Origin of the sequence: Brevundimonas sp., from assembly GCF_036399195.1 — a bacterium.
GTDB lineage: Bacteria > Pseudomonadota > Alphaproteobacteria > Caulobacterales > Caulobacteraceae > Brevundimonas.
The window spans coordinates 1-25,372 of sequence record NZ_DASWNO010000158.1 but is presented as its reverse complement, the minus strand read 5'-3'; the positions used below and the strand labels follow the sequence as shown (position 1 = coordinate 25,372).

The following is a 25,372-nucleotide window of genomic DNA, read 5'->3' as shown; positions in this document are numbered from 1 at the left end:
CGAAGCCGGCGCGCACTTCGGCCACCAGACGCACCGGTGGAACCCGAAGATGGAGCGCTACATCTTCGGATCGCGCTCGAACATCCACATCATCGACCTGTCGCAGACGATGCCGCTGTTCCGCCAGGCTTTGGTGGCCGTGCGCGAAGTCGCCGCCAAGGGCGGTCGCGTCCTGTTCGTCGGCACCAAGCGCCAGGCCGCTGAGCCGGTCGCCGAGGCCGCCAAGCGCTGCGCCCAGTACTACATGAACAACCGCTGGCTCGGCGGCACCCTGACCAACTGGCGCACCGTGTCGGGCTCGATCGCCCGCCTGCGTGAGCTGGAAGGCCTGCTGGAGCGCGGCGGCGAAGGCCGCGTCAAGAAGGAACTGCTGACCCTCGAGCGCGAAAAGGAAAAGCTGGAGCTTTCCCTGGGCGGCATCAAGGACATGGGCTCCATTCCGGACATCATGTTCGTGATCGACACCAACAAGGAAGCGATCGCGATCCTCGAGGCCCGCAAGCTGAATATCCCGATCATCGCGATCCTGGACACCAACTCGGATCCGGACGGCATCACCTATCCGATCCCGGGCAACGATGACGCCGCGCGCGCCATCCAGACCTACTGCGACCTGATCGCCGACGCCGTCCTCGACGGTCTGGCCGCCGGCCAGGCGTCCTCGGGCGTGGATCTGGGCGCCGCCGTCAACCCGGACGAGCCCATGCTACGCGAAGCCAAGGCCCCCAAGGCCAAGGCTGAAGACGCCGCTCCGGCCGGCACGGAAGCCGTCGCCGACGAGATGATCGCCGCCGCTGAACCGGCGGCCGAGCCGGCCGTCGCCGACGAAGCCGCCCAGGCCGCGACCTCGGAAGCCAACGACGCCGTCGAAACCGAGCAGGCGACGGGCTGATCCAGCCCCGTCCGCTTTCGACGGCGAACTGAATATGCGGCCGGACTCACTGGAGTCCGGCCGTTCCCGCATACGAAGACCTCAAGGAGAACCACCCATGGCCGAGATCACCGCCGCCCTCGTGATGGAACTGCGCGCCAAGTCCGGCGTCGGCATGATGGACTGCAAGAAGGCGCTTCAGGAAACCGACGGCGACATCAACGCCGCGATCGACTGGCTGCGCGCCAAGGGCCTGTCCAAGGCCGCCAAGAAGGCCGACCGCGTCGCCGCGGAAGGTCTGGTCGCCGTCGCCTCGAAGGAAGTCGGAGCCGGTGAAGTCGGCGCCGCCATCGAGTTCAACGCCGAGACCGACTTCGTCGCCCGCAACGACCTGTTCCAGAACGCCGCCAAGAAGTTCGCCCAGCTGGGCCTCGAGCACGCCTCGGTCGAAGGCCTGCACGGCGCCGAGCTGGAAACCGGCAAGACGGTCCAGGACGAAGTGACCCAGCTGATCGCCACCGTCGGCGAGAACATGCAGCTGCGCCGCGCCGCCCGCCTGTCGGTCGACGAAGGCGTCGTCGCCTCCTACGTCCACAACGCGGTGTCGCCGGGTCTCGGCCGCATCGGCGTGCTGGTGGCCCTGCACGGCGGCGGCGACAAGACCGCCCTCCGCGAACTGGGCCGCAAGATCGCCATGCACGTCGCCGCGACCGCCCCGCTGTCGCTGAACACCGACGACCTCGACCCCGCCGCCATCGAGAAGGAACGTCAGGTCCTGACCGAAAAGGCCAAGGAAGAGGGCAAGCCCGAGAACATGATCGCCAAGATCGTCGAAGGGCAGATCAACAAGTTCCAGAAGGACGTGGTGCTGATCAAGCAGCCGTTCGTCATGAACCCCGACGTGACCATCGAACAGCTGGTCGCCGACACGGGCAAGGAACTGGGGGCCCCCGGCCTGCACCTCGCCGGATTCGTCCGCCTCGCGCTCGGCGAAGGCGTCGAGAAGGTGGAAGGCCCGGACTTCGCTTCCGAAGTCGCCTCGATGATGGGCGGCCAGTAGGGCCACATCTGACCGACCAACAAAGGGCGCCGGCGGCTTTGTCGCCGGCGCCTTTTTGCATGCTACCAAGCCGCCGGTCCCCTCTTGACCTTGACGGTGGGACGAGGCCTCATCGCCAGCCCTGACGCGGTTGTCCGGCGTCGGACCACATCCGGGGGATCCAACCATGCAACGCCTACTCGCGGCGGTCGCCGCCATCTGCATCGCCGCGCCGGCGGCCGCCCAGTCGGTCGACAGGGCCGCGATCAACGGCATCATCGATCAGGGTCTCAACCACAGCGAGGTCATGCCCACGGCGGCGCACCTGACCGACCGGATCGGCGGGCGGATGACCAACTCGCCGCAGATGCGCGAGGCCGAGCGGTGGACCCAGCAGCGTTTCCGCGACTGGGGCCTGTCCAATGTTCGGGCCGAGCCCTTCGAGTTCGGGCGCGGCTGGTCCATCGTCCGCTCCAGCGCCCGCATGACGGCGCCGCGGACCATGGACCTGCGGGGCATCCCGGTGGCGTGGACGCCTTCGACCAACGGCGTTGTCAGCGGCGAGGTGGTCGTCGCGCCGATCACCAGCCCCGGTCAGTTCGACGCCTGGCGCGGCAAGCTGCGCGGCAAGATCGTGATGATCACCCGGCCGGACACTGGCGGCGAGCCGACCGAGCCGGCCTTCCGCCGCTGGACCGATGAAGAGCTGGAGGAGCGAGCCGGCTACGTGCTGCCCCAGAACAATCCCGCGGCCGTGGAACGGGCGATGCGTTCAGGGCGCGCCGATTTCGCTCTGCGGCTTGATGCGTTTCTGGCGGAAGAGGGCGCTGTCGCCTGGGTGCGGAAGTCGATCCGCGAAGGCGGACTGCTGCACGGCGAAGGCTATACGTATCATGTCGGCCAGACCCCAAGGGTACCCGGGATGGAGCTGGCGGCCGAGGATTATCGCCGTCTGGCGCGCCTGACCCTCACCGATACCCCGCCGACCCTGGAACTGATGAGCGAGGTCCGGTTCCACGACGATGACGTCAACGCCTACAACGTGCTGGCTGACATCCCGGGGACGGATCGGTCAGGGGAATATGTGATGGCGGGCGCCCATCTGGACAGTTGGGTCGCCTCTGACGGGGCGGTCGACAACGCCGCCGGCAGCGCCGTGGTCATGGAGGCCGCGCGCATCCTGAAAGCCATGAACGTCCGGCCGAAGCGCACGATCAGGTTCGCCCTGTGGAGCGGGGAGGAGCAGGGCATCCTCGGCTCGCTCGCCTACGTCGACCGCCACCTCGCCACGCGCGCCCCGCTCAGCGACCCGGCCTTCGCCAATGCGCCGAACAGCCAGACATGGCGGGCTCGCTGGCCGATCCAGCCGCGCGCCGGCTACCGCGATCTGGTCGCCTACTTCAACCTCGACAACGGTTCGGGCAAGATTCGCGGCATAAACGCCGAGGGCAATATCGCGGCTGTTCCGATGTTCGAGCAGTGGCTTGAGCCGTTCGTCAGCATGGGCGCCTCGACCGTCTCCCTTCGGACGTCCGGCGGGACGGATCACGTCTACATGCAGACGGTGGGCGTGCCCGGGTACCAGTTCATCCAGGACCCGCTGGACTACGGCAGCCGCCTGCACCACACCTCCATCGACAGCTACGACCACCTGCGTCCGGATGATCTGCGCCAGGCGGCGGTCGTTCTGGCCAGCGTGCTGCTCAGCGCCGCCAACAGCGACGAACCGCTGCCGCGGATGCCGCTGCCCACGCGCCCGAACGCGACCGATCCATACGCGCCGCCGCCCGCGGACTGAGCGTCCCCAGAGTTGAAGGCCGGTGGGCGCGACACCCCGCCGGCCTTCTCGCGAGCGTCGACACCGTCTAAGGCATCCGCATGATCGGAAAGCTGAACCACGTCGGCGTCGCGACGCCGTCCATCGAGGCCAGCGTGGCCCTCTATCGCGACCTGCTGGGAGCCACGAAGGCGCACGAGGCCTTCGACCTTCCGGCTCAGGGCGTGCGGGTGTGCTTCATCGACCTGCCGAACAGCCAGATCGAGCTGATCGAACCATTGGGAGCGGACAGCCCGATCCACGGCTTTCTGGCCAAGAACCCGAAGGGCGGGCAGCACCACGTCTGTTTCGAGGTCGAGGACATCCTCGCCGCCCGCGACGGCCTACGGGCCAAGGGCGCAACCATCCTCGGCACGGGAGAACCGCGCATCGGGGCCCACGGGACGCCGATCCTGTTCGTCCACCCGAAGGACATGGGCGGCGTGCTGGTCGAGTTGATGGAAACGCCCAAGGCGGGAGCGCACTGATGCCCATAGGCCCCGTCACCATGTTCGCCATCTACATCGTCTGCTGGTGGGTGGTGCTGTTCACCGTCCTGCCGCTGGGGACGTCGCGCGAGACGCACGAACCGCCGACGGACGGCCGTCAATGGGGCGCGCCGGAGGCGCCGGACCTGAAGCGCAAATTCTTCACCACCACCTGGGTGTCCCTGATCCTGTGGGCAGGGGTGATGTTCCTCGTCTACATCGGCTGGATGCCGCTGCCCGACCTCGCGCCGCCGGTCTAGGCCGGTCGCCTGCATGATGGCCTAGCTTTCGCCACGCCGCACCGGCTACACCACAGACCCCACGCCTCCTCGCCGGATTCTGCCCATGCGCCTGTCGCGCTACTTCCTGCCCACCCTCAAGGAGGCGCCCTCGGACGCGCAGATCGTCTCGCACCAGCTGATGCTGCGCGCGGGGATGATCAGGCAGGAGGCCGCCGGCATCTACGCCTGGCTGCCGCTGGGCCTGCGCGTGCTGCGCAAGATCGAGACCATCGTGCGCGAGGAGCAGGAGCGGGCGGGGGCGGTCGAGTTGCTGATGCCGACGCTGCAGCTGGCCGACCTGTGGCGCGAGAGCGGCCGATATGACGCCTACGGCCCCGAGATGCTTCGCATCACGGACCGGCACGAGCGCGAACTGCTTTACGGGCCCACCAACGAAGAGATGATCACCGACATCTTCCGGGCCTATGTGAAATCCTACAAGTCGCTGCCGCTGAACCTCTTCCACATCCAGTGGAAGTTCCGCGACGAGCGCCGGCCGCGCTTCGGCGTGATGCGCGGCCGCGAGTTCCTGATGAAGGACGCCTACAGCTTCGACATCGACGAGGCCGCTGCGCGTCGCGCGTACAACCGTATGTTCGTGGCCTATCTGAACACCTTCGCCCGCATGGGGCTGAAGGCCGTGCCTATGCGCGCCGACACAGGCCCGATCGGCGGCGACCTCAGTCATGAGTTCATCGTGCTGGCGGACACCGGCGAGAGCCAGGTGTTCTGCGACCGCAAGCTGGTCGAGATGGCCGCCCCTGGCTCCGACGTGGACTGGAACGACCTGCAGGCCATCGTCGATGAACGCACCGGACTGTACGCGGCCACCGAAGAGATGCACGACGCGGCTCGCTTCGACAGCGAGACGCCCGAGGGCGACCGCCTGACGGCTCGCGGCATCGAGGTCGGCCACATCTTCTATTTCGGCACCAAGTATTCCGAGCCGATGAAGGCGAAGGTCCAGGGTCCCGACGGCAAGGACGCAAACGTCCACATGGGCAGCTACGGCGTCGGCGTCTCGCGTCTGATGGGCGCCATCATCGAGGCCGGGCACGACGAGGCGGGGATCATCTGGCCCGACGCCGTGGCCCCGTTCGACGTGGTGGTGATCAACCTCCGCGCCAACGACGAGGCATGCTCCGCCGCCTGCGAGGACGCGGTGGCGCGGTTGGAAGCGGCCGGCAAGGACGTGCTCTACGACGACACCGACGAGCGTCCCGGCGGCAAGTTCGCGACCGCCGACCTGATCGGGGTGCCCTGGCAGCTGACCATCGGGCCAAAAGGTCTGGCGAACGGCGTGGTCGAGCTGAAACGTCGGGCGACGGGCGAGAAGGTCTCGGTCCCGCTGCAGGACGCCCTGGCGAGGGTCTGCGGATGACGGACACCGTGGCGCCGAAGCCGACCAAGCCCGCAGGCCCGTTCTCCGCCTGGGAGTTCGAGCTTGCGCTCCGGTATCTGCGCGCGCGGCGCAAGGAGGGCGGCATCGCCCTGATCGCCATCATCTCCTACGTGGCCATCTCCCTCGCCGTCATGGCCCTGATCGTGGTGATGAGCATTATGGCCGGGTTCAGGTCCGAGCTGCTCAGCCGGATGCTGTCCTTCAACGGCCATATGTACGTTCAGGGTCAGGTGCTCAGCGATCCGAACCGCGACGCCATGGTTGCGCGTCTTCAGAAGACTCCCGGCGTGGTCAGCGTCACCCCGGTGACCGAAAACCAGAGCCTCGTCCGCGCCGCGGGTCAGACGACGGGCGCCATCGTGCGCGGCATCAGCGCGCGGGACCTGGAGTCCATGGCCTATGTCTCGGAAAGCCTGAGCCCGGAGGCCCGCCGCACCTTCGGTCAAGGGCCCTACGGCGGCGACAATATCCTGATCGGCGAGGCGCTGGCGCAGGGGATGGGACTGCAGATCGGCGATCCGATCACCCTGTATTCGCCCACCGGCGCTGACAGCGCGTTCGGCAATCTCGGCGGGCTGGAGAAGACCTACCGGGTGGGCGGGACCTTCACTTCGGGCGCCGCTGATTTCGACCGCGCCTACATCTTCATGCCGCTGGAGCAGGCGCAGCTGTTCTTCGGCAAGGAGGGTGTCTGGGACGTGGTCGAGATGAAGGTGCGCGAGCCGGACCGCGTGGGCGATCTGGTCACCCCCGTGCGGGAGGCCGCCGGCCCCGGCGCGATCGTCAGCGACTGGCGCGACCGTCTGGCCGCATTCTGGGGCGCGCTGAAGGTCGAGCGGGTGGCCATGAGCATCATTCTCGGGCTGGTCGTGGCCATCGCCGCCCTGAACATCATCTCCGGCATCGTCATGCTGGTGAAGAACAAGACGCGTGACGTGGCCATCCTGCGCACCGTCGGCGCCAGCCAGATGTCGATGCTGCGCGTGTTCTTCGTCGCCGGCGCCGCCATCGGCGTGGCGGGAACGGCGACGGGGCTGTTCCTCGGCCTGGTCTTCTGCCTCAACATCGCCGCCATCCAGCACTTCCTGGAGGCGCTGCTGGGCGTTCAGCTGTTCAACGCCGACGTCTATATGCTCGACGCCATCCCGGCCCTGGTCGATCCGGTCGACGTGTTCTGGGTCGCCGTCTGGTCGCTGTTCATGAGCTGCGTCGCCAGCCTGCTGCCCTCGTGGCGGGCGGCCAAGATGGATCCGGTCGAGGCGCTTCGCTATGAGTAGTCCGGTCCTGTCAGTCCGCGGCCTCAGCCGCACCTATGAAACCGGCAGCGGCGGCCTGACCGTGCTGAAGGGGGTCGACCTGGACGTCATGCCCGGCGAAGTCGTCGGCCTGATCGGTCCGTCAGGTTCGGGCAAGTCCTCGCTGCTGCACGCCGCCGGCCTGCTGGAGCGCCCCACGTCGGGCGAGATCCGCATCGATGGTCAGGACGTCGGAGCCCTCGACGAGCGCGCCCGCACCCATCTGCGCCTCGACCGGATTGGCTTCGTCTACCAGTTCCACCACCTGCTGGCCGAGTTCGACGCGCGCGACAACGTCGCCCTACCGCTGCGAATCGCGGGGGTCGCCAAGCCCGAGGCTCGCGCCCGCGCCGCCGAGGTTCTGACCGCCTTGGGCCTGGGCGAACGCCTGACCCACCAGCCGGCCCAGATGTCGGGGGGCGAGCAGCAGCGTGTCGCCGTCGCCCGCGCGCTCGCCAACCGGCCGCGCCTGCTGCTGGCCGACGAGCCGACCGGCAACCTCGATCCCGCCACCAGCCAGACCGTGTTCGAGGCCCTGCATCGGCTGGTCAAGGACACGGGCGTCGCCGCCCTGATCGCCACCCACAACATGGAGCTGGCGGGCCACATGGACCGGGTCTTCGCGTTGAAGGACGGCCATCTGGAAGAGCGCCCGGCGGAAAGCCACGCCTACTAAACGGCGGGTGCGCCGGCCCCGACCGGGGCCGGTCGCTTATCCGCTACTTCTTGCCCGGCGGCGTGGTGAAGGGCGAGCTGCCCGCCGACACGGCGGGCTTGGGCTTCTCAGCCTTGGGTTTGCGGACTTCCTTGTTGCTCTTGACTTGGCCCTTGGCCATGGCGGTTCTCCTGCAACGCCTGTCGCCGAAAGGGCGGAGGGTTCGACGTGATCCTACAGGCTTGTGGCGGGCAGGGCAGTCAAATGCGCTTGACCGGAACAAACCCGCAACATAGAACATTACAGGAACCGTTGAACGGAGAGGAATGATGGCGCGTCTGGTGCGGGATGGACTGTCGTTGGCGTCGTGCGGAGGGTTCGTCTGGATGATCTGGCAAGCGGCCCTGCTGACCGGAGCCGCCTGAGATTCTCAGCGCGCTCCTTGGCTGAGACCATCCGGCTCCACTTGTCCACTGCTCCGACCCGTCCTCCACGGTGACGGACAAACCGGCTCTGGCCCCCGAATCGGCTGCGGGCGATAGGCTGTGAGCACGAGACCCTCCTGTGAGAGGTTGAGCGGAGCGAACGGATGGCGGACGGCGCAGGCGGACATCAGGGCTTCATCCACCTTCGCGTCCGCTCGGCCTATTCGCTGCTGGAGGGCGCGATCAAGGCAGGCAAGGTTCCCAGCCTCGCCGCCGACGCGGGGATGCCGGCCGTGGGGGTCGCCGACCGCGCCAACCTGTTCGGCGCGCTGGAGTTCAGCGAGGCGGCCAAGGGCGCGGGGGTTCAGCCCCTCATCGCCTGCACCCTGCCGGTCACCGGCATCGGCGGCAAGATCGCCGAACGCTGGGCCAAGGTCCCGACCGTCGTCCTGCTGGTTCAGAACGAGGCCGGGTGGCTGAACCTCTCGGCTCTGTCGTCCTCCGCCTATCTCGACGCCGGCGCGATGGACGAGCCCAGCGTGCCGTGGAGCATGATCGCCGAGCGGTCGGAAGGGCTGATCCTGTTGTCGGGCGGACCCGATGGCCCCGTCGACCCCCTGTTCGTCCAGGGCAAGCCGGGCGAGGCCGCCACGGCGCTCACAGAGATGGCGCGGGTGTTCGGCGACCGCTTCTACGTCGAACTTCAACGCCACGGGCTGGCTAGCGAGGCCCAGGCGGAGCGGGGGCTGGTCGAGTGGGCCTACGCCCACGACGCGCCGCTGGTCGCCACCAACGACGTCCACTACGCCAAGGCCGCGCAGGCGCGCTCGCACGACGCCCTGCTGTGCATCGCGGACGGAGCCTTCACCGGGCAGGAAGACCGTCGCCGGATCACCGGCCAGCACTGGTTCAAGCCCGCGGCGGCGATGCGCGAGCTGTTCGCCGACCTGCCTGAAGCCTGCGACGCCACCATCGAGATCGCCCGCCGCTGCGCCTTTCTCGCTCCGACCCGCGCCCCGATCCTGCCGCGGTTCGAGGCGGGCGCCGGCCGGTCGGAGCCTGACGAACTGATGCATCAGGCGCGCGAGGGGCTGAAAGCGCGCCTGCTTCAGGTCACGCCCGCCGCGCCGGAACAGGAGTACTGGACCCGCCTTGAATGGGAGGTCGGGATCATCCAGCAGATGGGCTTCCCCGGCTATTTTCTGATCGTGTCGGACTTCATCAAATGGGCGAAGTCGCACGGGATTCCGGTGGGGCCGGGGCGGGGCTCCGGCGCCGGATCGCTGGTCGCCTGGGCGCTGACCATCACCGATCTGGATCCGCTGCGCTTCGGCCTGCTGTTCGAGCGCTTCCTGAACCCCGAGCGGGTCTCCATGCCCGACTTCGACATCGACTTCTGCCAGGAGCGGCGGGAAGAGGTGATCGACTATGTGCAGGAGCGCTACGGCAAGGACCGCGTCGCCCAGATCATCACCTTCGGCACGCTTCAGGCCCGGGCCGTCCTGCGCGACGTCGGGCGGGTGCTGCAGATGCCGCTGGGTCAGGTGGACCGCCTCGCCAAGATGGTCCCCGCCAACCCCGCCAATCCGGTGACGCTCGCGCAGGCCATCGAGCTGGAGCCGCGCCTGCGCGAGGCGCGCGACAACGAAAAGGCCGTGGCGACCCTGCTGGAGACGGCCCTGGAGCTGGAGGGCCTGTATCGCAACGCCTCGACCCACGCCGCCGGCATCGTCATCGGCGACCGGCCGCTGATCGAACTGGCCCCGCTGTATCAGGACCCGCGCTCGACCATCCCCGCCAGCCAGTTCAACATGAAATGGGTCGAGGCGGCCGGTCTGGTGAAGTTCGACTTCCTCGGCCTCAAGACCCTGACCGTGCTGGACCGCGCCCGCCAGTATCTGGAGCGGCGCGGCGCCGCGCAGGACTGGAACGGCCTGCCGCTGGACGATCCGAAAACCTACGAGCTGATGGCCTCGGGCCAAACCGTCGGCGTGTTCCAGCTGGAATCGCAAGGCATGCGCGACACCCTGCGCAAGATGCGATGCGGCTCGATCGAGGAGATCACCGCCCTGATCTCCCTCTATCGGCCCGGGCCGATGGAGATGATCGACACCTACATCGACCGCAAGTTCGGTCGGCAGGAGGTCGATTACCTGCACCCGTCGCTGACCGAGGTGCTGACCGAGACCTACGGCGTCATCATTTATCAGGAACAGGTGATGAAGATCGCCCAGGTCCTGGCCGGGTACTCTCTCGGCGAGGCCGACCTTCTCCGCCGAGCGATGGGCAAGAAGAAGAAGGAGGAGATGGACGAACAGCGGGCACGCTTCATCAAGGGAGCGTCCGAAAAGGGGGTGTCGGAAGAGCAGTCCGGCGGCATCTTCGATCTGGTCGCCAAGTTCGCCGGATACGGTTTCAACAAGTCCCACGCCGCGGCCTATGCCCTGATCAGCTTCCAGACAGGCTGGCTGAAGGCCAATCATCCGGTTGAGTTCATGGCCGCGTCCATGTCGCTCGATCTAAGCAATACCGACAAACTGGCTGTCTTCTATCAGGATTGTCGTCGCTTCGAGGTGCCGGTGAAGGCGCCCGACGTGAATCGCTCGTCGGCCGATTTCGACGTGTCCTGGGAAGACGGGCAGGGGGCCGTGCTCTACGCCCTCGGCGCCATCCGCAACGTCGGGCTGGAGGCGATGAAGCATCTGGTCGAGGTGCGCGAGACCGGCGGACGCTTCACCGACATTTTCGACTTCCTCGAGCGAGTGGATCCGCGCTGCGTGAACAAACGGGCGCTGGAGAACCTGGCGCGCGCCGGCGCTTTCGACAGCTTCCACACCAACCGCCGGCAGCTGTTCGAACAGGCCGACACCCTGATGGCCTATTGCCAGAGCGTGGCGGCGGAGCGGGCCTCTGCCCAGGTCTCCCTGTTCGGAGGCGATCAGGCCGGCGCCGCCCGGCCGCGCTTGAAGCCGGTGGAGCCGTGGATCGGGCCCGAGAAGCTGGATCAGGAGCTGGCGGCGGTCGGCTTCTACCTGTCCGGCCACCCGCTCGAGGACATGGCGCCGGCGCTGAAGCGCAAGCGCGTCACCTTCGTCGCCGAGGCCACGGCCCTGGCTGAGACCGGCCATGAAGCCTTCCTGATGGCCGGAGTGGTGCGGCGCCGGCAGGAGCGGGCCAGCGCAAAATCCGGCGAAAAGTTCGCCTTCGTCACCTTCTCCGATCCGACCGGCGAGTTCGAATGCCTGTTCCCGCCTGAGCAACTGCGCAAATGCCGCGAGGTGCTGGAGGTCGGGGCGTCGGTCATGCTCCGCATTCGGGCAAAGTCGGCGGACGGAGAGGTCCGCTTCTTCGGCGACGACGCCAGCCGGCTGGACACGTTGATCGACGACGGCGCCATGGGCCTGCGCATTCATGTCTCTGCCAAAACCGCGGACGCCGAGGCCCTGCGGGCGCGGCTGGACCGGGCGAAGGCAAATGGAAAGGGCGGCGAGGTTTCGCTCATCGCTTCGCTGGACGGCCGCCGCGAGGTCGAGCTGAAACTGCCTGGCCGCTACAGACTGGACGGCGCCCTGCGCGGCGCCCTGAAATCCGCGCCCGGCGTGGTTCTGCTGGAGGATGCATGATGGCTGACAAACCGACCCACCAAGGCGCCTGCGCCTGCGGCGCCGTGGCCTATGAGGTCGACACCGATCTCGAGGGGTTGATCGAGTGCAACTGCTCGCATTGCTACCCCAAGGGCTTCGTCCTCGCCTTCGTCGCGCCGGACGCGTTCCGCCTGAAGAAGGACGGGCCGCAGACGGAATACACCTTCAACACGCACAAGATCCGTCATCTGTTCTGCGACACCTGCGGCGTTCAGGCCTTCGCCCTCGGCGAGACGGCGGATGGTTCGAAGATGGTCGCGGTGAACGTGCGGACGCTGACGGACATCGAGCCGTTCAGCTGGACGGCGCAGAGGGTGGACGGGCGCAGCTTCTAGGCCGCGTCGGAGCTCTCTTTCCATCGTCCTTCAGGGGCCGCGCAGCGGAACCGGGAACCCAGGGGACCGAGCTGAGGTCGTACGCGCGGCACGCGACTGCGCCAGACACCTGGATTCCGGGTTCCAGCCCGGCTGCGCCGGCCCAGCCCCGGAAGGACGAAGTAGAGCAGGGGCTGGACCCTACGCGGCGTCCGTCACCGCATAGGCCATGATCCCGGTCGCTACCGCGAGGTTCAGGCTGTCGGCGCGGCCCCGCATGGGGATCTTGACGTTGACGTCGCAGGCGGCGGCCAAGGCGTCGGTCAGGCCTGCCTGCTCATTGCCCATCAGGATCAGGGCCGGGTGCTGGATCGCCGCCTCACGATAGCCGACGGCGGCGTCCAGCCGGGTGCCGACGACGCTGCCGGGCCAGCTCTGACGCCACGCCAGGAATTCGGCCGCGGTCGCGCGCGCGATCGCCACGGCGAAGACCGAACCCATGGTCGCCCGCACCGCCTCGACCGAATAGGGGTCTACGCAGTCGCCGATCAGGATCACCCCGCCGCAGCCGGCTGAGTCCGCCGTGCGGATGATGGTCCCGAGGTTGCCCGGATCCCGCACCCGTTCCAGCGCCACCCAGGCCGGGGCGGACTGAGGCGCGATCGAGGTCAGCGGCGTATAGACCTGCTCGAACACGCCCAGCACGGTCTGTGGATTGTCGCGGCGGCTGATCTTTTCGAGGATGGCGTGGGTCACGGCGACCACCTCGCCGCCGGCCTCGCGCGTCGCCGCGCGGGCGCGGTCGAGGATGGGGTGAGGGCGGGCGTCCTCGCCGATCAGCAGCAGGCGCGGCGCCCGGTTCTGGTCCAGCGCCTCGCCGATGAACTTGAGCCCTTCGGCCAGAAAGCGGCCCGTCGCCTCGCGCTCCTTGCGCATATGCAGGGCGCGCACGGCCTTGACCGTGTCATTGGTCAGGGAGGTGATCAGCCGGTCGGTCATGCCGACCATCGCGCGAAGAAGCTCAGGCCGATGGCGCGGCCGTCGGGGCCGTCCTCCGCGAGCGCCAGTTCGCCCCAGTCGATGACGCCGCCTCGGTCGTGTGTCGCCTCGGCCATCAGATGCGCCAGCGACAGGCCCGAGATCCGGGCGGCGTAGGCGTTCAGCAGCAGGAAGGAGGCCTCGTCGGACAGGAGGGCGGCGCAGTCCTTCAGCAGGGCCGGAAGGTCCTCGAACAGCCGCCAGACCTCGCCCGTCGGCCCCCGCCCGTATTTCGGCGGATCGAGGATGATCCCGTCGTATTTTGACCCTCTCCGAACCTCGCGAGCCGCATATTTGCGTGCGTCCTCAACGATCCAGCGCACGGGCTTCTCCCCCATCCCGGACAGCTCGGCGTTCTCGCGCGCCCAGGCCACCGACTTCTTTGAGGCGTCGACGTGAGTGACCTCGGCCCCGGCGGCGGCGCAGGCGAGGCTGGCGACGCCGGTGTAGCCGAACAGGTTCAGGACCCTGGGCCGCTTCAGCCGGCGAATACGGCCGTCCAGCCAGTCCCAGTTCGCCGCCTGCTCGGGGAAGAAGGCGAGATGCCGAAACGGCGTGAACCGGCTGGTGAACCGCACCTCGCGCCAGGCCAACGGAAACGTCTCGATGGGAGTGCCGGCGAAGCGCCAGCGCCCGCTTTCATCCTCGTCGGTCGGATCGAAGACCGCGTCCGCCGCGTCGAACGCCGAGGCGTCTCGCGGCGACCAGAAGCACTGCGGCTCGGGCCGGACGACGGTATAGGGCCCGTACCGCTCCAACTTGCGCCCGTCGCCGCTGTCCAGCAGGGCGTAGTCCGCCCATGCGCGGGTGATCAGGGTCTCAGGCGACGGGTTCAGGCGCGGCGGCATGGAGGGCTGATAGGCGGACACGGGCCGCCGCGTCCAGCCTCTCCTGCGCGGGCGCGAGCCGCGGCGCGAGCGCGGCCTCCGGCAGGTCCGGCCGGTGGCGGGTCTTGTCCCACTGGAACGGACACCGCGCGAGGCGCCAGACCGCGTGCCCGAAGGCCAGGCTCAAAAGCCCCCAGTAGAGCGGGGCCGTCGCCATGTCCCAAGGCCCGTACGGAACACCCGCGCGACGCGCGCCGATGAAGCACGACAGCCAGGCGGAGGCGGCGCCGAGCACCATGACGGCGGCGGCGAGCGCGGGAACCTCGGGCGGGAGCCCGGCGACGAGCGCGACCAGAACCGTGGCCGTCAGCCAGGCCGTCGCCGGGCCATGCAGCGCCGCGGACGCCAGCCCCGCTCCAATCGTCAGGATCAGGGCGGCCGCGCCGCGACCTCCGAGCCGCCAGGGCCGGCGGGTGTGAGCGCCCCATGTCTGCATATAGCCCTTCAGCCACCGGGTCCGCTGCGGCAGCCAGTTGTCAAGCTCGCCGGGCGGGCTCTCGATCGTCGGACGGCGCATTACGCCGCTCCGCCAACCGTCTTGCCACAGCCGGAAGCCCAGATCAGCGTCTTCGGTGACATTCCAGGCATCCCAACCGCCGGTCGCCCGCAGCGCATCCGTGCGGAAGTGGTTGCTGGTGCCTCCGAGCGGGAAGGGGAGGCCGAGCCGCGCCATTCCCGGCACGCCCACCTCGAACAGGCTGGCGTATTCGGCGGCGAACTGTCGGTCCAGGAATGAGGATCGTCGCGGCCGTATCCGCAGCGGCGCCTGCAGGCAGGCCAGGCGGCCCGTTGTGTCGGCCGCGAACCGCGCCGCCGCTTCCCGAAGTTGCCGCGGGTGCGGCTCATCCTCGGCGTCATAAACGGCCAGCAGGTCTCCGGCGGCGTGAGCAAGACCAAAGTTCAGCGCGCGCGGCTTGGTTTGCGGCTTTCCGGGCGGGATGACGACAATGTCCAGCCAGGGCGGACGGTCCGTAGTCAACGTCGCCGCCAATGTGGCGTGGTCGTGCGCCTCAAGCAGCAACAGGCCTTGGAGTCTGTCCGGCGGATAGTCGATCCGGGCCAGCCGGCCGATCAACTGCCCGACAACCTCCGCCTCGTCATGAAGGGCGATCAAGAGCGTGTAGCTTGGCCAGACGGGGGGCGGCGCCGGTTCCGGAGGAGGCGCGGCGCTCGCGACGATCAACAGCGTTCGCCACAGGGCGACCGTCAGGAAACCAGCCGCGCCGACGACGATGAGGAACGCAGCGAGCCGGTCCGGGTCGAGAAGCAGAACGGTCCCGGCCGCCGCCGCCGCCCCTCCACCGACCACGAGCTGAAACGGCGCCATGGTTCTCAAGGCGGCGCTCCGGGCGAGCGACAGCTCGTTCGGGGTTGAAACCCACCCGCTTTCACCCGGTTCTTTGGTGCCGCCCCGTCCCACCACTTAAAGTTATATTAACGATTCGCGCCCGGCAAGCCGTTGGCGGTTTGAGCGGTTAGCGGCTATGCAGGACCGAGGATGGGAGCGCCCTTTTGACCGCCGAAACACTCCAGCCGCGTTCCCGCAGAAAGCCAAAGGGGGAGGGCCATGCGCGCCGCGCGGAGATACTGGCCGCGGCCGAGCGGATCTTCGTCGAGCACGGCTATGAAGGCGCGACGATCCGCAAGATCGCCGACGAAGTCGGCCTGTCCTCGACCGCGCTCTACATGCATTTCGCCGAAAAGAGCGAGATCCTGCATGAAATCTGCAGCCGCGCCTTCGCCTCACTTCTCGAAGCCAACGAGACAGTAAGCTGCGAGCCGGGCGGGCCGGAGGCCCGTTTGAGGCTGATGCTCCGCGCCTACATCGACTTCGGGTTCAAGAACCCGAACGCTTACAGGCTCGCCTATATGACGCGCCCGATTGAGCTGCGCGAGGGCGCCCAGTCCGCGGCACGCGAACTTGGCCATGAACTGTACCGGTCGTTCGAGAGGGTCGTGGAAGAGCTGGAAGTCGCCGGCCGACTGCGCGGCGACGCGCGAACGACGGCTCAGGCGATGTGGGCGGGCGCGCACGGCGTGGTCTCGCTGATGATAACCAAACCTTATTTCGAGTGGGCGCCCCGCGAGGCGCTAGCGACGGCCGCGATCGAGGGGCTGCTGGGCGGGCTGCTCAATCCATGAGACGCGGCGCGGCCTTGTTGGCCGCCGCGATCCTGACCACGTCCGGCGCCGCCGAGGCGCGACCGTTGCGCGTCATGGCGCTGGATCAATGCGCCGACCAGTATGTGCTCGCGCTCGCGCCGGAGGCCGCCCTGGCGCTGTCGCCGCGCGCGGACGACCCTGACGCATGGCTCCGCGCGGAGGCGTTCCGGCATCGCCGAATTCGGCCCTCGCTCGAGGCCGCGATGGCCTTTCGACCAGACGTGGTCGTCCGATACTGGGGCGGGGAGCCGCGTCTGCTGCGCCGGCTCGAGGCCGACGGCGTGCGGGTCCTGACCATCGAGGACGCGCGGGATTTCGCGGGAGTCAGAGACAACATCGCGACAGTCGCCGCCGGGCTGGGGGCGTCGGAGCGCGGCGGGGCGCTGATCTCCCGCATGGATGAGACCCTGCAGCGCGCAGGGTCGGGGGTTGAAGGCGAGAAGCGACCATCCGCCCTGTACCTGACCGCCGGGGGCTTCACGACCGGCAGGGACACCCTGATCGACGCGATCCTGTCGGCCGCCGGTTTCGTGAACGCGGTGCGCGACGCCTCCTTCGCGCCGGTCAGCGTGGAGCGAATGGTCCTGCGGCCGCCGGTCAGGTTCGTGCTGGGCTTCTTCGATCAGGTCCGGAGCGACTGGCGCGGAGCCGGGCGGCATCCGGCGCTGCGCCGCATCGCCCGCGGACGCGTGGCGGCGCATCTGCCCGCCGCCGCGCTGACCTGCCCCGGCTGGTTCGCCGCCGACGCCGCCGCCATGCTCAGGATGGGCCGGTGAGGTCGCGGCCCTCCCGGCTGACGCTCGGACTGATCGCGGCGGTTCTGGCCGCAGCGGTGGCGGGTGTTCTGTTGGGCGAGACCCTGTTCAGTCCCGAGCAGTGGCGCCGGGCGTTCGCGGATCCGGGCTCCGGGCCGGGCGAGGTGCTGTGGCAGGTCCGGGCGCCGCGAACGGTTACAGCCCTGCTTGTGGGGGCCGCGCTGGGACTGGCTGGGGCGGTCATGCAGGGCCTGCTGCGCAACCCGCTGGCCGACCCCGGCGTGCTCGGCGTCTCCGCCGTCGCCGCCCTGGCCGCGGCGGGCGCGATCGTGTTGGGCGCGGCGGCCGTTCCGGGAGCCGTGGAGGCCGCCGCGCTGGCCGGGGGCGGACTGGCGGGCCTCCTGCTGATGCTGTTTTCAGCGCGGGTCAGGTCGCCGGAGGCGCTCATTCTGTTCGGTGTGGCGCTGTCGAGCTTCGCCGGCGCGGCGACGGCGCTGATCTTCAACCTGTCGCCGTCGCCCATCGCCACCGCCGAGGTGATGAACTGGCTGCTCGGCTCGGTCCAGAACCGCAGTTGGGTCGATGTCGCCTGGGTCGCGCCTGCATTTCTGGTTGCGGCGGCTTTGGCGGCGGCGGCCTCGCCCGGCCTGCGGATGCTAAGCCTCGGCGAAGAGACCGCGCGCGTTTCCGGTCTGCCCATGGGGCGGCTCAGGATCATGGCTTTGCTGGCCACCGCTGTGGCCACCGGGGCGGCGGTGGCGGTGGCGGGCGTGATCGGCTTCGTCGGCCTGGCCGCCCCGCATCTGGTCCGTGCGGCGGTTCGGGGCGATCCCGGGCGGCTGCTGCTGCCGTCGTCCCTGGCGGGCGCTCTCATGCTCGCAATGGCCGACCTGCTGACGCGGGTGACGCCGACCGATCAGGAGCTGAAGCTCGGCGTGTTCACCGCCCTGGTCGGAGCGCCGCTGTTCGCCATGATCGCATGGCGGGCCGCGCGGGAGTGGCGGCTGTGAAAGGACTGGAGCTGATCCGCGCCACGGCCGTCCTGGACGGCAGGACGGTGCTCGAGGACGTCAGCTTGTCGGTCGCGCCGGGCCAGCTGGTCGCGGTCGTCGGCCCGAACGGCGCCGGCAAATCGAGCGCCATCCGATCCCTCGCGGGGCTGCTGCCGCTATCGAAGGGCGAGGCTCGGCTGGACGGCGAGAATGTCGGCCGCCTTTCGCATCGGGCGCGCGCGGAACGGGTCGCCTACCTGCCGCAGGAGCGGCGGATCGCCTGGAACCTTCCGGCCGTCGAGGTGGCGGCCTTGGGGGCGCCCTTCCTGACCGGTCCTGACGCGCGCGCGAGGGCGCTTGCCGCGCTCCGGGAAGTGGAGGCCGGCGAACTGGCGGACCGCGGCGTGGCGGAGATGTCGGGGGGCGAGCGGGCGCGAGTTTTGCTGGCGCGGGCCCTGGCGACGGAGGCCAGGTCCTTGTTGGTGGACGAGCCCATCGCCGGGCTGGATCCGGACGCCCAGCTGCTGGTGCTGGAGCGGCTTCGCGCGCGCGCTCGGGCTGGCCAGGCGGTGCTGCTGAGCCTGCACGACCTGACCTTGGCGGCGCGGTTCGCCGATCGCGTGATCGTGCTGCACGCGGGTCGCGTCGTCGCCGACGACGCGGCGCTCGTCGCGCTCTCCCCGGCGGTCATGACCAGGGTGTTCGGTTTGACCGCCGCATGGATCGAGGGGCCCGACGGCCCGCTGCTGGCGGCCGGACGGCTTCAGTCAGGCGAGTAGGGCGTCGGTCCGGAGTCGGTTTCCGGCTCGTACTGGGCATAGGGCGCCGGACCCGCGGGCGTGCCCCGACGAAGGTCGGCCGACAGCGTCAGGGGCGCCGTCCCACCATTGAGGCGGGCGCGATACACCTGCATGTTCTCCATCACCCGCATCATGTAGTTCCGCGTCTCGGTGAACGGGGCGCATTCGATGAAGTCGACGGGATCCACGCCGGCGGCGCGCGGATCGCCGCACCGCGCGATCCACTGGGGCGGCCGGGCGGGGCCGGCGTTGTAGCCGACGGTCGTCAGCAGCATCGAGCCGCCGAACCGACGGGTTAGGTCGCCGAGGTGATAGCTGCCCAGCGTCATGTTGTAGTCGGCGTCCCACAGCCGCTCGGCCGAGAACGGCATTCCAAGCTGGCGGGCGACGATGGCGCCTGTCGACGGGAGGAACTGCATCATGCCCCTCGCGTCGGCCCCCGACCGGGCACGCGGATCGAAGCTGGATTCCTGACGGGTGATGGCCAGGGTGAACTCGAGCGGCGCGGCTCCGCTGACCTGCGGCGGGATGCGAATGGGATACTGTCGCTCGGGCATCAGGAAGCCCCGCTGGCTGGCGGCGCGCCCCACCATCATGGCGGTGAAATCCTCGCCGTAGCCGCGCGAGAGATCCATCAGCAGCGCCAGCTGCGCCGGCCCCGGGAGATCGTCGTCGAGCTGGTAGGCGAACACCCGGAACAGGCTGGCCTCGCCGGTCTCGCCGAGGATGCGCAGCGCGCGCACGACCTCGTTGCTTTCGAAGGCGGATTGGTCCGCCGCGGTCGGCGCCGGGTCGCCAGGCAGGGAGATAGACGTCTGGCCGGCCTTTTCCGCCGCCAGCTGGCCATAGAAGGTCTGAATGTGCTGGCCGCCGGTGCGATAGAATTCGACCGCTTGCGGCGTGTTCCCCTGAGCCTCGGCGGCGCGTCCCAGCCAGTACAGGGCGCGGCCCTGGGTGATCGGGGTGGAGGACGACTGGCGCAGGATCTCGAAATGGCGCGCGGCGCGAGCCGGGTCGTTCAGCTTGGTCAGGGCCACCCAGCCGGCGAAGAACTCTGCGTCCACCTTGCGCTCGCCCGAGGGGAAGCCATGCCCGGCCATGGCGTCGTACGCCGCCTGCCAGTTGCGGCGCTGGAGCGCGTCGAGGAAATAGTTGCGGCGCTCGCTCCAGAGCGTGTTCTGGCCTTCGGTGTGCGTTGGAGCCGCGGGCAGGGCGCTCAGCAGCGAAAAGCCTTCTGACTGCCGAGTCTGCGAGCGAAGAATGCGGACGCGTTCCAGCACCACGGCCGGATCCATGGCCTGCGACGGGCTCAGGCCCGCGACGACGGCGTCCGGACTGTAGGCGGTGCGCAGCGCCATGACGGCTTCGGCGACCGCGCGGCGCCCGGGCGAAGCGCGCTGGACCATGGCTCGCGTCGCCGGCCCATGCGGCCCGAGCAGCAGCACGCCGAGCCGCGCGTCGTGATCGTCCTGGCTCAGCCAGCCGCCCCAGCGGTTCATGATGCGGGTCTGGTAGGCGTCGTCGAAGGAGCGCAGGCGCCACCACTCGGTGATCAGCCGCCGGGCCTCGTCTCCGCGGCCGCGCTGCTCCAGCGCGTTCGCAAGGGCGATGGCCCCTTGGACGGAGACCGGCGTCCCTTCGCCGAAGAAGCCGAGCGCCACGTCGGGCCCGGCGTTGGCCAAATCGAGCGCGCGCTCCGCGGCCGCCCGTCGGCTTTCGGCGCGCGGCCAGCCCGTGAAGGCGCTCTGGGCGACCGAGAGATCGCTCCAGGGCAGTTGCTCCGCCGAGGTGTCCAGCAGCGCCCATTCCACCAGCTTGCGTGCGGCAGGATCGCCGATCTGGCCGGCCGCGTTTCGGGCGCCGATGACGTCGCGCGCGCGGGCGGCCGCCAGACCCTGGCGGAACAGCACCGCGTCGCTGTCGCTGAGCACCCGTGCCTGATTGTTGACTGGCCCGTTGACCGGGACTGACGACGCCGCGCTGTAGGGCCGCTCCTGCGGAACCGGGGGCTGTTCGGACGCTGAGGAAAGCAGGGCCAGGGCGGCGGTCAGGCTTGCGGCGATCATTACGTGTCCGAACTCCATGTCACGCGGTTGCGATCAGTCGACCGGCAACCTACCCTCCAGCGCTTGTCGCGGCGTCAGCCGCCCGTTCCACGCAGGACCTTCTGTCTCAATGACCGGCCCCTTGTTCAAGGGCGTGATCACCGCCCTGATCACACCTCTTCGTGACGGAAACGTGGACGAGGACGCCTTCATCCGGCTTCTCGAACGTCAGATCGCCGCCGGGGTTCACGGCGTCGTGCCGATGGGCACCACGGGCGAGAGCGCATCGCTGCGCCCGGAAGAACACAAGCGGGTGGTCGAGCTCTGCGTCAGCGTCGCCGCGGGTCGCGTGCGCGTCATCGCGGGCGCCGGATCGTCGGCCACCGACAAGGCCATCGAGATGGTGCGCCACGCCAAGACGGTCGGCGCGGACGGCGCGCTGGTGGTCACCCCCTATTACAACCGCCCCTCGCAGGAGGGGCTGGCGCGCCATTTCGAGGCCGTCGCCGAGGCGGTCCAGCTCCCGATGCTGCTGTACAACGTCCCGGGTCGAACAGGCGTCGACCTCGCCAACGACACCGTCGCCCGCCTGGCGGCGCACCCGAACATCGTCGGCATCAAGGACGCCACCGGAGACCTGTCGCGGGTCAGCTGGATGCGCGCCAATATCGCCGGGCAGTTCGACCTGATCTCGGGCGACGACCCCAGCTACCTCGGCTATCACGCCCAAGGCGGGGTGGGGGTGATCTCCGTCACCTCCAACGTCGCGCCGGAAGCCATGGTGGCTCTGCACGAGGCCGCCGCCGCAGGGGACTACGCCACCGCGCGGGATTGGCAGGACCGGCTGATCGGGTTGCATAAGGGTCTGTTCCTCGACAACTCGCCGTCGCCGACCAAATACGCCCTGTCGCGGCTGGAACTGTGCGGCGAGGAGGTGCGTCTGCCCCTGGCTCCGACCGCCGACGCAGTGAAGCCGGCCATAGAGCGCGCCATGTCGGAGGCGGGCGTCGGCTGATGGCGCCCGCGGCCCCGAAGATGAAGGTGATCGCCGAGAACCGGCGAGCGCGCTTCGACTATTTCCTTGAGGACTTCATCGAGGCCGGCATCATGCTGCTGGGCACCGAAATCAAGGCCCTGCGCGACGGGCGCGCCAACATCGCCGAGAGCTATGCGGCGGTCGAAGGGCGCGAGATCGTGCTCGTGAACGCCGACATCCCGCCCTACAAACAGGCGAACCGCTTCAACCACGAGCCGCGCCGGCACCGGAAGCTGCTGCTGCACCGCAAGCAGATCGACAAGCTGATCGGCGCCGTCCAGCGCGACGGCCAGACCATCATTCCGGTGAAGCTGTACCTGAACGAGGCCGGCAAGGCGAAGATCGAGATCGCCCTCGCCAAGGGCAAGAAGCTACACGACAAGCGCGAGGCCACGGCCCAGCGCGACTGGCAGCGCGACAAGGCGCGGCTGATGAAGGAGCGGGGCTAGGACGGCCGTCAGCGGCGGCCTGTCACGCCGTCGACCGCAACGCCGTCCGCGCTCGCTCGAAAATCTCCTCGAACATCGCCGCCGTCAGCCGGCCGGTATTCGTGTTCAGCCGGGAGCAGTGATAACTGTTGATCAGCCGGTAGCCCTCGATCTCAGCCTCCGCCCCGTGGCCCGCGGGCATGGCGGTCGCTGGCCTGCCGAGGGTCTTCAGCACGTTGCGACGGGACACGTCGCCGAGGGTGACGATCACCTTGAGGCGGGGCAGGGCGGCGAGGCGCGACACGAGGAACGGGCGGCAGGTCGCCTCCTCGATCGGCAGGGGCTTGTTGCCGGGCGGGGCGCAGCGGACGGCGTTGGTGATCATGCAGTCGATCAGCTCAAGGTCGTCGTTCCCGTCGGGATCGTAGCGGCCGCGCGCGAAGCCCGTCTTCTTCAGTGTCCCGTACAGCAGCAGACCGGCGTGATCGCCGGTGAAGGGGCGGCCCGTGCGGTTCGCCCCGGTCCGCCCGGGGGCCAGCCCCGCCACCAGCAGCCGCGCGTTCAGGTCGCCGAAGCTGGGCGCCGCGCCATTCCACCAGCCCGGGTTCTGGCGGCGGTTCTCCTCGCGATAGGCGAGGAGGCGGGGGCAGAGCGGACAGTCGCGCGGCGCCTCGGGCGGGTAGGGCGTCATGAGGCGGAGCCGGCGCGCGGCCGTCCGATCTCCGGCAGCAAATCCGCCAGTTCGACGAAAGCATCCGCTTGCCGCCGCAACTCGTCCGCGATCTGCGGCGGCTGGGTGCGGGTGGTCGAGACCACGGTGACGCGCACGCCTTTCGCCTGCACCGCCTGCACCAGCCTGCGGAAGTCGCCGTCGCCCGAGAACAGCACGGCATGATCCAGGTGCGGCGCCATCTCCAGCATGTCGACGGCGATTTCGATGTCCATATTTCCCTTGAGACGACCGTGGCCCTGGGCGTCGGTGAAGCGCTTGACCGGCTTCGTCACCACGGTGAAGCCGTTATAGTCGAGCCAGTCGACCAGCGGCTTGATCGGCGAGAACTCTTCGCCCTCGATCACCGCCGTGTAATAATACGCCCGAACAAGAACCCCGGCGGCGCGATATTTTTCGAGCAGCCGGCTGAAATCGAGGTCGGCGTTGAGCGCCTTGGCCGCGGAATAGAGGTTGGCCCCGTCGATGAACAGGGCGATGCGCTCGGTCGGATAAGGCGTCATGGACATGACCCGCGAAGACGTTGACAGCCGCCCCTCCGTCGCCATCGACGGCGCGCCGGACCTGGACTCCGCCGTCATCGTCGCGCTCGGCTGCAATGACAAGGGGGCATGGGCCGACTGCCGGGAGGCGCTGGAGGCGGCGCTGGCCCGCTTCCGGTCCGAAGGGATCGACATCATCGCCCGATCCTCATGGTGGCGCTCGGCCGCATGGCCGGACCCGGACGACCCGCCGTTCCTCAACGGCGTGGTGATCGTGAGGACCGACCATGGCCCGCACTCGCTGATGGCGGCGCTGGGTCGGATCGAGGAGGCGTTCGGACGCCGGCGGGGTCCGATGAACGGTCCCCGGACGCTGGACCTGGATCTGATCGCCTACGGCCGGCTGAGCGGCGACCTTGACGGACTGATCCTGCCGCACCCGCGCGCGGCCGAGCGTCGGTTCGTCATGGGTCCGTTGGCCGAGATCGCGCCCGGGTGGGTGCATCCCGCGGGAGGGTCGGCCCGGGTCTTGGCGGACGCGGCGACGGTGGGCCGGGACGCCTCGCGCCTCGCCTGACGCCCCATTCCCGCCGCTGCCGCATTGCACAATGACGCTCAAACCTATATTTTGTGCGGTTCTCCCCCCGCGTCCGAGGATTTTCATGGCCCGCGTCACTGTCGAAGACTGCATCGAGAAGGTGCCGAACCGCTTCGGTCTGGTTCTGCTGGCGGGCAACCGCGCCCGCGCCATCGCCAACGGCGCGCCGCTGACCCTCGATCGCGACAACGACAAGAACCCGGTCGTGGCGCTGCGGGAACTGGCCGAATCGACCGTCGTTCCCGACGAACTGCGCGAGACGGTCATCGTCGCCCTGCAACGCGTCGACGAGCGCACCGAAGCCGAGGACGAGGCCGAAATCGTGGGTCTGCTGGCTGAACCCCAGCACATGAACATGGCCGAAGCCGAGCTGATCCGCGCGCTGCAAAGCGACCGCGACGGCGGGCAGGAGGAGCGGTACTGACGGCGGAACCCGCCACCGGTATCACCATCCTGCCGGCGCGGCAGCCCGCGCCGACCCTTGAAGCTGCCAATCTCAACGACCCGGAAGGCCCGCGCTTTCCAGCGGAGCCGCCCGAGCATCCGCGCTCGCGCGTCCTGCGCCAATTCGAGCTGGTCGAGGCGGTCCGCGCCTACGATCCGACCGCGGACGAGGCGCTGCTGAACCGCGCCTACGTCTATGCGATGAAGATGCACGGCTCGCAGCTGCGGGCCTCGGGCGACCCGTACTTCGCCCATCCGATCCAGGTCGCCGGCATCCTGACGGACTACCGGCTCGACACCGCCACCATCGTCACCGCCCTGCTGCATGACGTGGTCGAGGACACCTCGGCCACTCGCGACGACATAGCCGAGCGATTCGGCGAGGAGGTCGCCTCGTTGGTCGAAGGCGTGACCAAGCTGTCGCGGCTGGAGCTCCAGGCCGAGCACACGCGCCAGGCCGAGAACCTGCGAAAATTCATTCTCGCCATCTCCAAGGACGTGCGCGTCCTGCTGGTGAAGCTGGCCGACCGCCTCCACAACATGCGGACGCTGAAGCATGTGAAGCCGGAGAAGCGCGAGCGGATCAGCCGCGAGACGCTGGAGGTCTATGCGCCGCTGGGCCGCTCGATCGGCATCATCTCCATCGCCTCCGAATTGGAGGAGCTGGCGTTCGAGCACCTGAACCCGACCGCCCGCACCGCCATCGAGCGGCGGCTGGAGGCGCTGAAGCTGGAGCATGGCCGC

26 protein-coding genes are annotated in these 25,372 nt (G+C 68.9%); 19 read left to right on the top strand and 7 right to left on the bottom strand.

The features are described from left to right. The 8 genes from rpsB to VGB60_RS07345 form a co-directional block, all read left to right on the top strand. On the top strand, positions 1–892 hold an 892-nt coding region (rpsB, locus tag VGB60_RS07380), incomplete at its 5' end, for a 30S ribosomal protein S2 (RefSeq protein WP_331037621.1). A 97-nt stretch (positions 893–989) separates the two neighbouring features. Then, positions 990–1,931, top strand: coding sequence for a translation elongation factor Ts (gene tsf / locus VGB60_RS07375; protein ID WP_331037620.1), 942 nt, complete (start codon positions 990–992; stop codon positions 1,929–1,931). Positions 1,932–2,097: 166 nt separating this feature from the next. Further along, complete coding sequence (locus VGB60_RS07370) at positions 2,098–3,708, top strand: M20/M25/M40 family metallo-hydrolase (RefSeq protein ID WP_331037619.1); 1,611 nt, start codon at positions 2,098–2,100, stop codon at positions 3,706–3,708. 80 nt (positions 3,709–3,788) lie between these two features. Continuing rightward, complete coding sequence (gene mce / locus VGB60_RS07365; protein ID WP_331037618.1) at positions 3,789–4,214, top strand: methylmalonyl-CoA epimerase; 426 nt, start codon at positions 3,789–3,791, stop codon at positions 4,212–4,214. Beyond that, the gene (locus VGB60_RS07360; RefSeq protein ID WP_331037617.1) at positions 4,214–4,474 is read left to right on the top strand and encodes a DUF1467 family protein; all 261 of its coding nucleotides are present in this window, start codon (positions 4,214–4,216) and stop codon (positions 4,472–4,474) included. Before mce ends, VGB60_RS07360 begins: the two co-directional genes overlap by 1 nt. Before the next feature lie 85 nt (positions 4,475–4,559). Next, the gene (proS, locus tag VGB60_RS07355) at positions 4,560–5,876 is read left to right on the top strand and encodes a proline--tRNA ligase (RefSeq protein ID WP_331037616.1); all 1,317 of its coding nucleotides are present in this window, start codon (positions 4,560–4,562) and stop codon (positions 5,874–5,876) included. Next, positions 5,873–7,174 carry a lipoprotein-releasing ABC transporter permease subunit gene (locus VGB60_RS07350; RefSeq protein ID WP_331037615.1) on the top strand — a complete coding sequence of 434 codons (1,302 nt, stop codon included), beginning with the start codon at positions 5,873–5,875 and terminating at the stop codon, positions 7,172–7,174. Before proS ends, VGB60_RS07350 begins: the two co-directional genes overlap by 4 nt. Further along, positions 7,167–7,868 carry an ABC transporter ATP-binding protein gene (locus VGB60_RS07345; protein WP_331037614.1) on the top strand — a complete coding sequence of 234 codons (702 nt, stop codon included), beginning with the start codon at positions 7,167–7,169 and terminating at the stop codon, positions 7,866–7,868. The genes VGB60_RS07350 and VGB60_RS07345 overlap by 8 nt, the downstream gene beginning before the upstream one ends. 43 nt (positions 7,869–7,911) lie before the next feature. Here VGB60_RS07345 and VGB60_RS07340 read toward each other — a convergent pair whose 3' ends face one another. After that, a complete protein-coding gene (locus tag VGB60_RS07340; RefSeq protein WP_304929135.1) occupies positions 7,912–8,028 on the bottom strand; it encodes a hypothetical protein in 117 nt (38 codons plus the stop codon). Between the two features lie 408 nt (positions 8,029–8,436). On the opposite strand from VGB60_RS07340, the gene dnaE reads away from it, so the two are divergent. Next, a complete protein-coding gene (gene dnaE, locus VGB60_RS07335) occupies positions 8,437–11,895 on the top strand; it encodes a DNA polymerase III subunit alpha (RefSeq protein WP_331037613.1) in 3,459 nt (1,152 codons plus the stop codon). Next, positions 11,895–12,251 (top strand): GFA family protein, encoded by a 357-nt coding sequence (locus VGB60_RS07330; protein ID WP_331037612.1) that lies wholly within the window; start codon positions 11,895–11,897, stop codon positions 12,249–12,251. The genes dnaE and VGB60_RS07330 overlap by 1 nt, the downstream gene beginning before the upstream one ends. 180 nt (positions 12,252–12,431) lie before the next feature. Here VGB60_RS07330 and VGB60_RS07325 read toward each other — a convergent pair whose 3' ends face one another. The 3 genes from VGB60_RS07325 to VGB60_RS07315 are packed head-to-tail and all read right to left on the bottom strand — an operon-like array spanning position 12,432 to position 15,482. After that, positions 12,432–13,229: an RNA methyltransferase gene (locus tag VGB60_RS07325; RefSeq protein WP_331037611.1), complete on the bottom strand. Its 798-nt coding sequence runs from the start codon at positions 13,227–13,229 to the stop codon at positions 12,432–12,434. Beyond that, positions 13,226–14,116, bottom strand: coding sequence for a class I SAM-dependent methyltransferase (locus tag VGB60_RS07320; protein ID WP_331037610.1), 891 nt, complete (start codon positions 14,114–14,116; stop codon positions 13,226–13,228). Before VGB60_RS07320 ends, VGB60_RS07325 begins: the two co-directional genes overlap by 4 nt. Beyond that, a complete protein-coding gene (locus tag VGB60_RS07315) occupies positions 14,088–15,482 on the bottom strand; it encodes a glycosyltransferase family 2 protein (protein ID WP_331037609.1) in 1,395 nt (464 codons plus the stop codon). Before VGB60_RS07315 ends, VGB60_RS07320 begins: the two co-directional genes overlap by 29 nt. A 185-nt stretch (positions 15,483–15,667) precedes the next feature. Between VGB60_RS07315 and VGB60_RS07310 the strand changes: the two genes are divergently transcribed. From VGB60_RS07310 to VGB60_RS07295, 4 genes are read left to right on the top strand one after another with little or no spacing between them, the layout of a single operon-like run. Then, positions 15,668–16,297 (top strand): TetR/AcrR family transcriptional regulator, encoded by a 630-nt coding sequence (locus tag VGB60_RS07310; RefSeq protein ID WP_331037608.1) that lies wholly within the window; start codon positions 15,668–15,670, stop codon positions 16,295–16,297. Further along, positions 16,294–17,094 (top strand): ABC transporter substrate-binding protein, encoded by an 801-nt coding sequence (locus VGB60_RS07305; protein WP_331037607.1) that lies wholly within the window; start codon positions 16,294–16,296, stop codon positions 17,092–17,094. The genes VGB60_RS07310 and VGB60_RS07305 overlap by 4 nt, the downstream gene beginning before the upstream one ends. Next, the gene (locus VGB60_RS07300) at positions 17,091–18,083 is read left to right on the top strand and encodes an iron ABC transporter permease (RefSeq protein ID WP_331037606.1); all 993 of its coding nucleotides are present in this window, start codon (positions 17,091–17,093) and stop codon (positions 18,081–18,083) included. The genes VGB60_RS07305 and VGB60_RS07300 overlap by 4 nt, the downstream gene beginning before the upstream one ends. After that, positions 18,053–18,844 (top strand): ABC transporter ATP-binding protein, encoded by a 792-nt coding sequence (locus tag VGB60_RS07295; RefSeq protein WP_331037605.1) that lies wholly within the window; start codon positions 18,053–18,055, stop codon positions 18,842–18,844. The genes VGB60_RS07300 and VGB60_RS07295 overlap by 31 nt, the downstream gene beginning before the upstream one ends. Here VGB60_RS07295 and VGB60_RS07290 read toward each other — a convergent pair. After that, entirely contained in the window at positions 18,829–20,931 is a 2,103-nt protein-coding gene (locus VGB60_RS07290) for a transglycosylase SLT domain-containing protein (RefSeq protein ID WP_331037604.1), read from the bottom strand. The genes VGB60_RS07295 and VGB60_RS07290 overlap by 16 nt on opposite strands. A gap of 109 nt (positions 20,932–21,040) precedes the next feature. On the opposite strand from VGB60_RS07290, the gene dapA reads away from it, so the two are divergent. Both dapA and smpB read left to right on the top strand, forming a co-directional pair. Then, the gene (dapA, locus tag VGB60_RS07285) at positions 21,041–21,925 is read left to right on the top strand and encodes a 4-hydroxy-tetrahydrodipicolinate synthase (protein WP_331037603.1); all 885 of its coding nucleotides are present in this window, start codon (positions 21,041–21,043) and stop codon (positions 21,923–21,925) included. Positions 21,926–21,945: 20 nt separating this feature from the next. Further along, on the top strand, positions 21,946–22,395 hold the full coding sequence (smpB, locus tag VGB60_RS07280) for an SsrA-binding protein SmpB (protein WP_331037623.1): 450 nt from the start codon (positions 21,946–21,948) through the stop codon (positions 22,393–22,395). Between the two features lie 22 nt (positions 22,396–22,417). On the opposite strand, the gene VGB60_RS07275 is transcribed toward smpB, so the two are convergent. Continuing rightward, entirely contained in the window at positions 22,418–23,065 is a 648-nt protein-coding gene (locus tag VGB60_RS07275) for a uracil-DNA glycosylase (protein WP_331037602.1), read from the bottom strand. Then, positions 23,062–23,607 carry an NYN domain-containing protein gene (locus VGB60_RS07270; protein ID WP_331037601.1) on the bottom strand — a complete coding sequence of 182 codons (546 nt, stop codon included), beginning with the start codon at positions 23,605–23,607 and terminating at the stop codon, positions 23,062–23,064. The genes VGB60_RS07275 and VGB60_RS07270 overlap by 4 nt, the downstream gene beginning before the upstream one ends. Positions 23,608–23,611: 4 nt before the next feature. Here VGB60_RS07270 and folK point away from each other — a divergent pair, with 4 nt between their 5' ends. From folK to VGB60_RS07255, 3 genes are all read left to right on the top strand, one after another. Next, positions 23,612–24,163, top strand: a complete 552-nt coding sequence (folK, locus tag VGB60_RS07265; protein ID WP_331037600.1) for a 2-amino-4-hydroxy-6-hydroxymethyldihydropteridine diphosphokinase — start codon at positions 23,612–23,614, stop codon at positions 24,161–24,163. An 85-nt stretch (positions 24,164–24,248) separates the two neighbouring features. Continuing rightward, positions 24,249–24,608, top strand: coding sequence for a DNA-directed RNA polymerase subunit omega (gene rpoZ / locus VGB60_RS07260; protein ID WP_331037599.1), 360 nt, complete (start codon positions 24,249–24,251; stop codon positions 24,606–24,608). A gap of 134 nt (positions 24,609–24,742) precedes the next feature. Beyond that, the coding region (locus tag VGB60_RS07255; RefSeq protein WP_331037622.1) for an HD domain-containing protein at positions 24,743–25,372 on the top strand (630 nt) is incomplete at its 3' end.

Bases quoted from the DNA above. Each gene is read 5' to 3' on its own strand.
- tsf (WP_331037620.1), top strand. From the start codon at position 990: ATGGCCGAGATCACCGCCGCCCTCGTGATGGAACTGCGCGCCAAGTCC.
- VGB60_RS07370 (WP_331037619.1), top strand. From the start codon at position 2,098: ATGCAACGCCTACTCGCGGCGGTCGCCGCCATCTGCATCGCCGCGCCG.
- mce (WP_331037618.1), top strand. From the start codon at position 3,789: ATGATCGGAAAGCTGAACCACGTCGGCGTCGCGACGCCGTCCATCGAG.
- VGB60_RS07360 (WP_331037617.1), top strand. From the start codon at position 4,214: ATGCCCATAGGCCCCGTCACCATGTTCGCCATCTACATCGTCTGCTGG.
- proS (WP_331037616.1), top strand. From the start codon at position 4,560: ATGCGCCTGTCGCGCTACTTCCTGCCCACCCTCAAGGAGGCGCCCTCG.
- VGB60_RS07350 (WP_331037615.1), top strand. From the start codon at position 5,873: ATGACGGACACCGTGGCGCCGAAGCCGACCAAGCCCGCAGGCCCGTTC.
- VGB60_RS07345 (WP_331037614.1), top strand. From the start codon at position 7,167: ATGAGTAGTCCGGTCCTGTCAGTCCGCGGCCTCAGCCGCACCTATGAA.
- VGB60_RS07340 (WP_304929135.1), bottom strand. From the start codon at position 8,028: ATGGCCAAGGGCCAAGTCAAGAGCAACAAGGAAGTCCGCAAACCCAAG.
- dnaE (WP_331037613.1), top strand. From the start codon at position 8,437: ATGGCGGACGGCGCAGGCGGACATCAGGGCTTCATCCACCTTCGCGTC.
- VGB60_RS07330 (WP_331037612.1), top strand. From the start codon at position 11,895: ATGGCTGACAAACCGACCCACCAAGGCGCCTGCGCCTGCGGCGCCGTG.
- VGB60_RS07325 (WP_331037611.1), bottom strand. From the start codon at position 13,229: ATGACCGACCGGCTGATCACCTCCCTGACCAATGACACGGTCAAGGCC.
- VGB60_RS07320 (WP_331037610.1), bottom strand. From the start codon at position 14,116: ATGCCGCCGCGCCTGAACCCGTCGCCTGAGACCCTGATCACCCGCGCA.
- VGB60_RS07315 (WP_331037609.1), bottom strand. From the start codon at position 15,482: ATGGCGCCGTTTCAGCTCGTGGTCGGTGGAGGGGCGGCGGCGGCGGCC.
- VGB60_RS07305 (WP_331037607.1), top strand. From the start codon at position 16,294: ATGAGACGCGGCGCGGCCTTGTTGGCCGCCGCGATCCTGACCACGTCC.
- VGB60_RS07295 (WP_331037605.1), top strand. From the start codon at position 18,053: ATGGCGGGCCGCGCGGGAGTGGCGGCTGTGAAAGGACTGGAGCTGATC.
- VGB60_RS07290 (WP_331037604.1), bottom strand. From the start codon at position 20,931: ATGATCGCCGCAAGCCTGACCGCCGCCCTGGCCCTGCTTTCCTCAGCG.
- dapA (WP_331037603.1), top strand. From the start codon at position 21,041: ATGACCGGCCCCTTGTTCAAGGGCGTGATCACCGCCCTGATCACACCT.
- smpB (WP_331037623.1), top strand. From the start codon at position 21,946: ATGAAGGTGATCGCCGAGAACCGGCGAGCGCGCTTCGACTATTTCCTT.
- VGB60_RS07275 (WP_331037602.1), bottom strand. From the start codon at position 23,065: ATGACGCCCTACCCGCCCGAGGCGCCGCGCGACTGTCCGCTCTGCCCC.
- VGB60_RS07270 (WP_331037601.1), bottom strand. From the start codon at position 23,607: ATGACGCCTTATCCGACCGAGCGCATCGCCCTGTTCATCGACGGGGCC.
- folK (WP_331037600.1), top strand. From the start codon at position 23,612: ATGACCCGCGAAGACGTTGACAGCCGCCCCTCCGTCGCCATCGACGGC.
- rpoZ (WP_331037599.1), top strand. From the start codon at position 24,249: ATGGCCCGCGTCACTGTCGAAGACTGCATCGAGAAGGTGCCGAACCGC.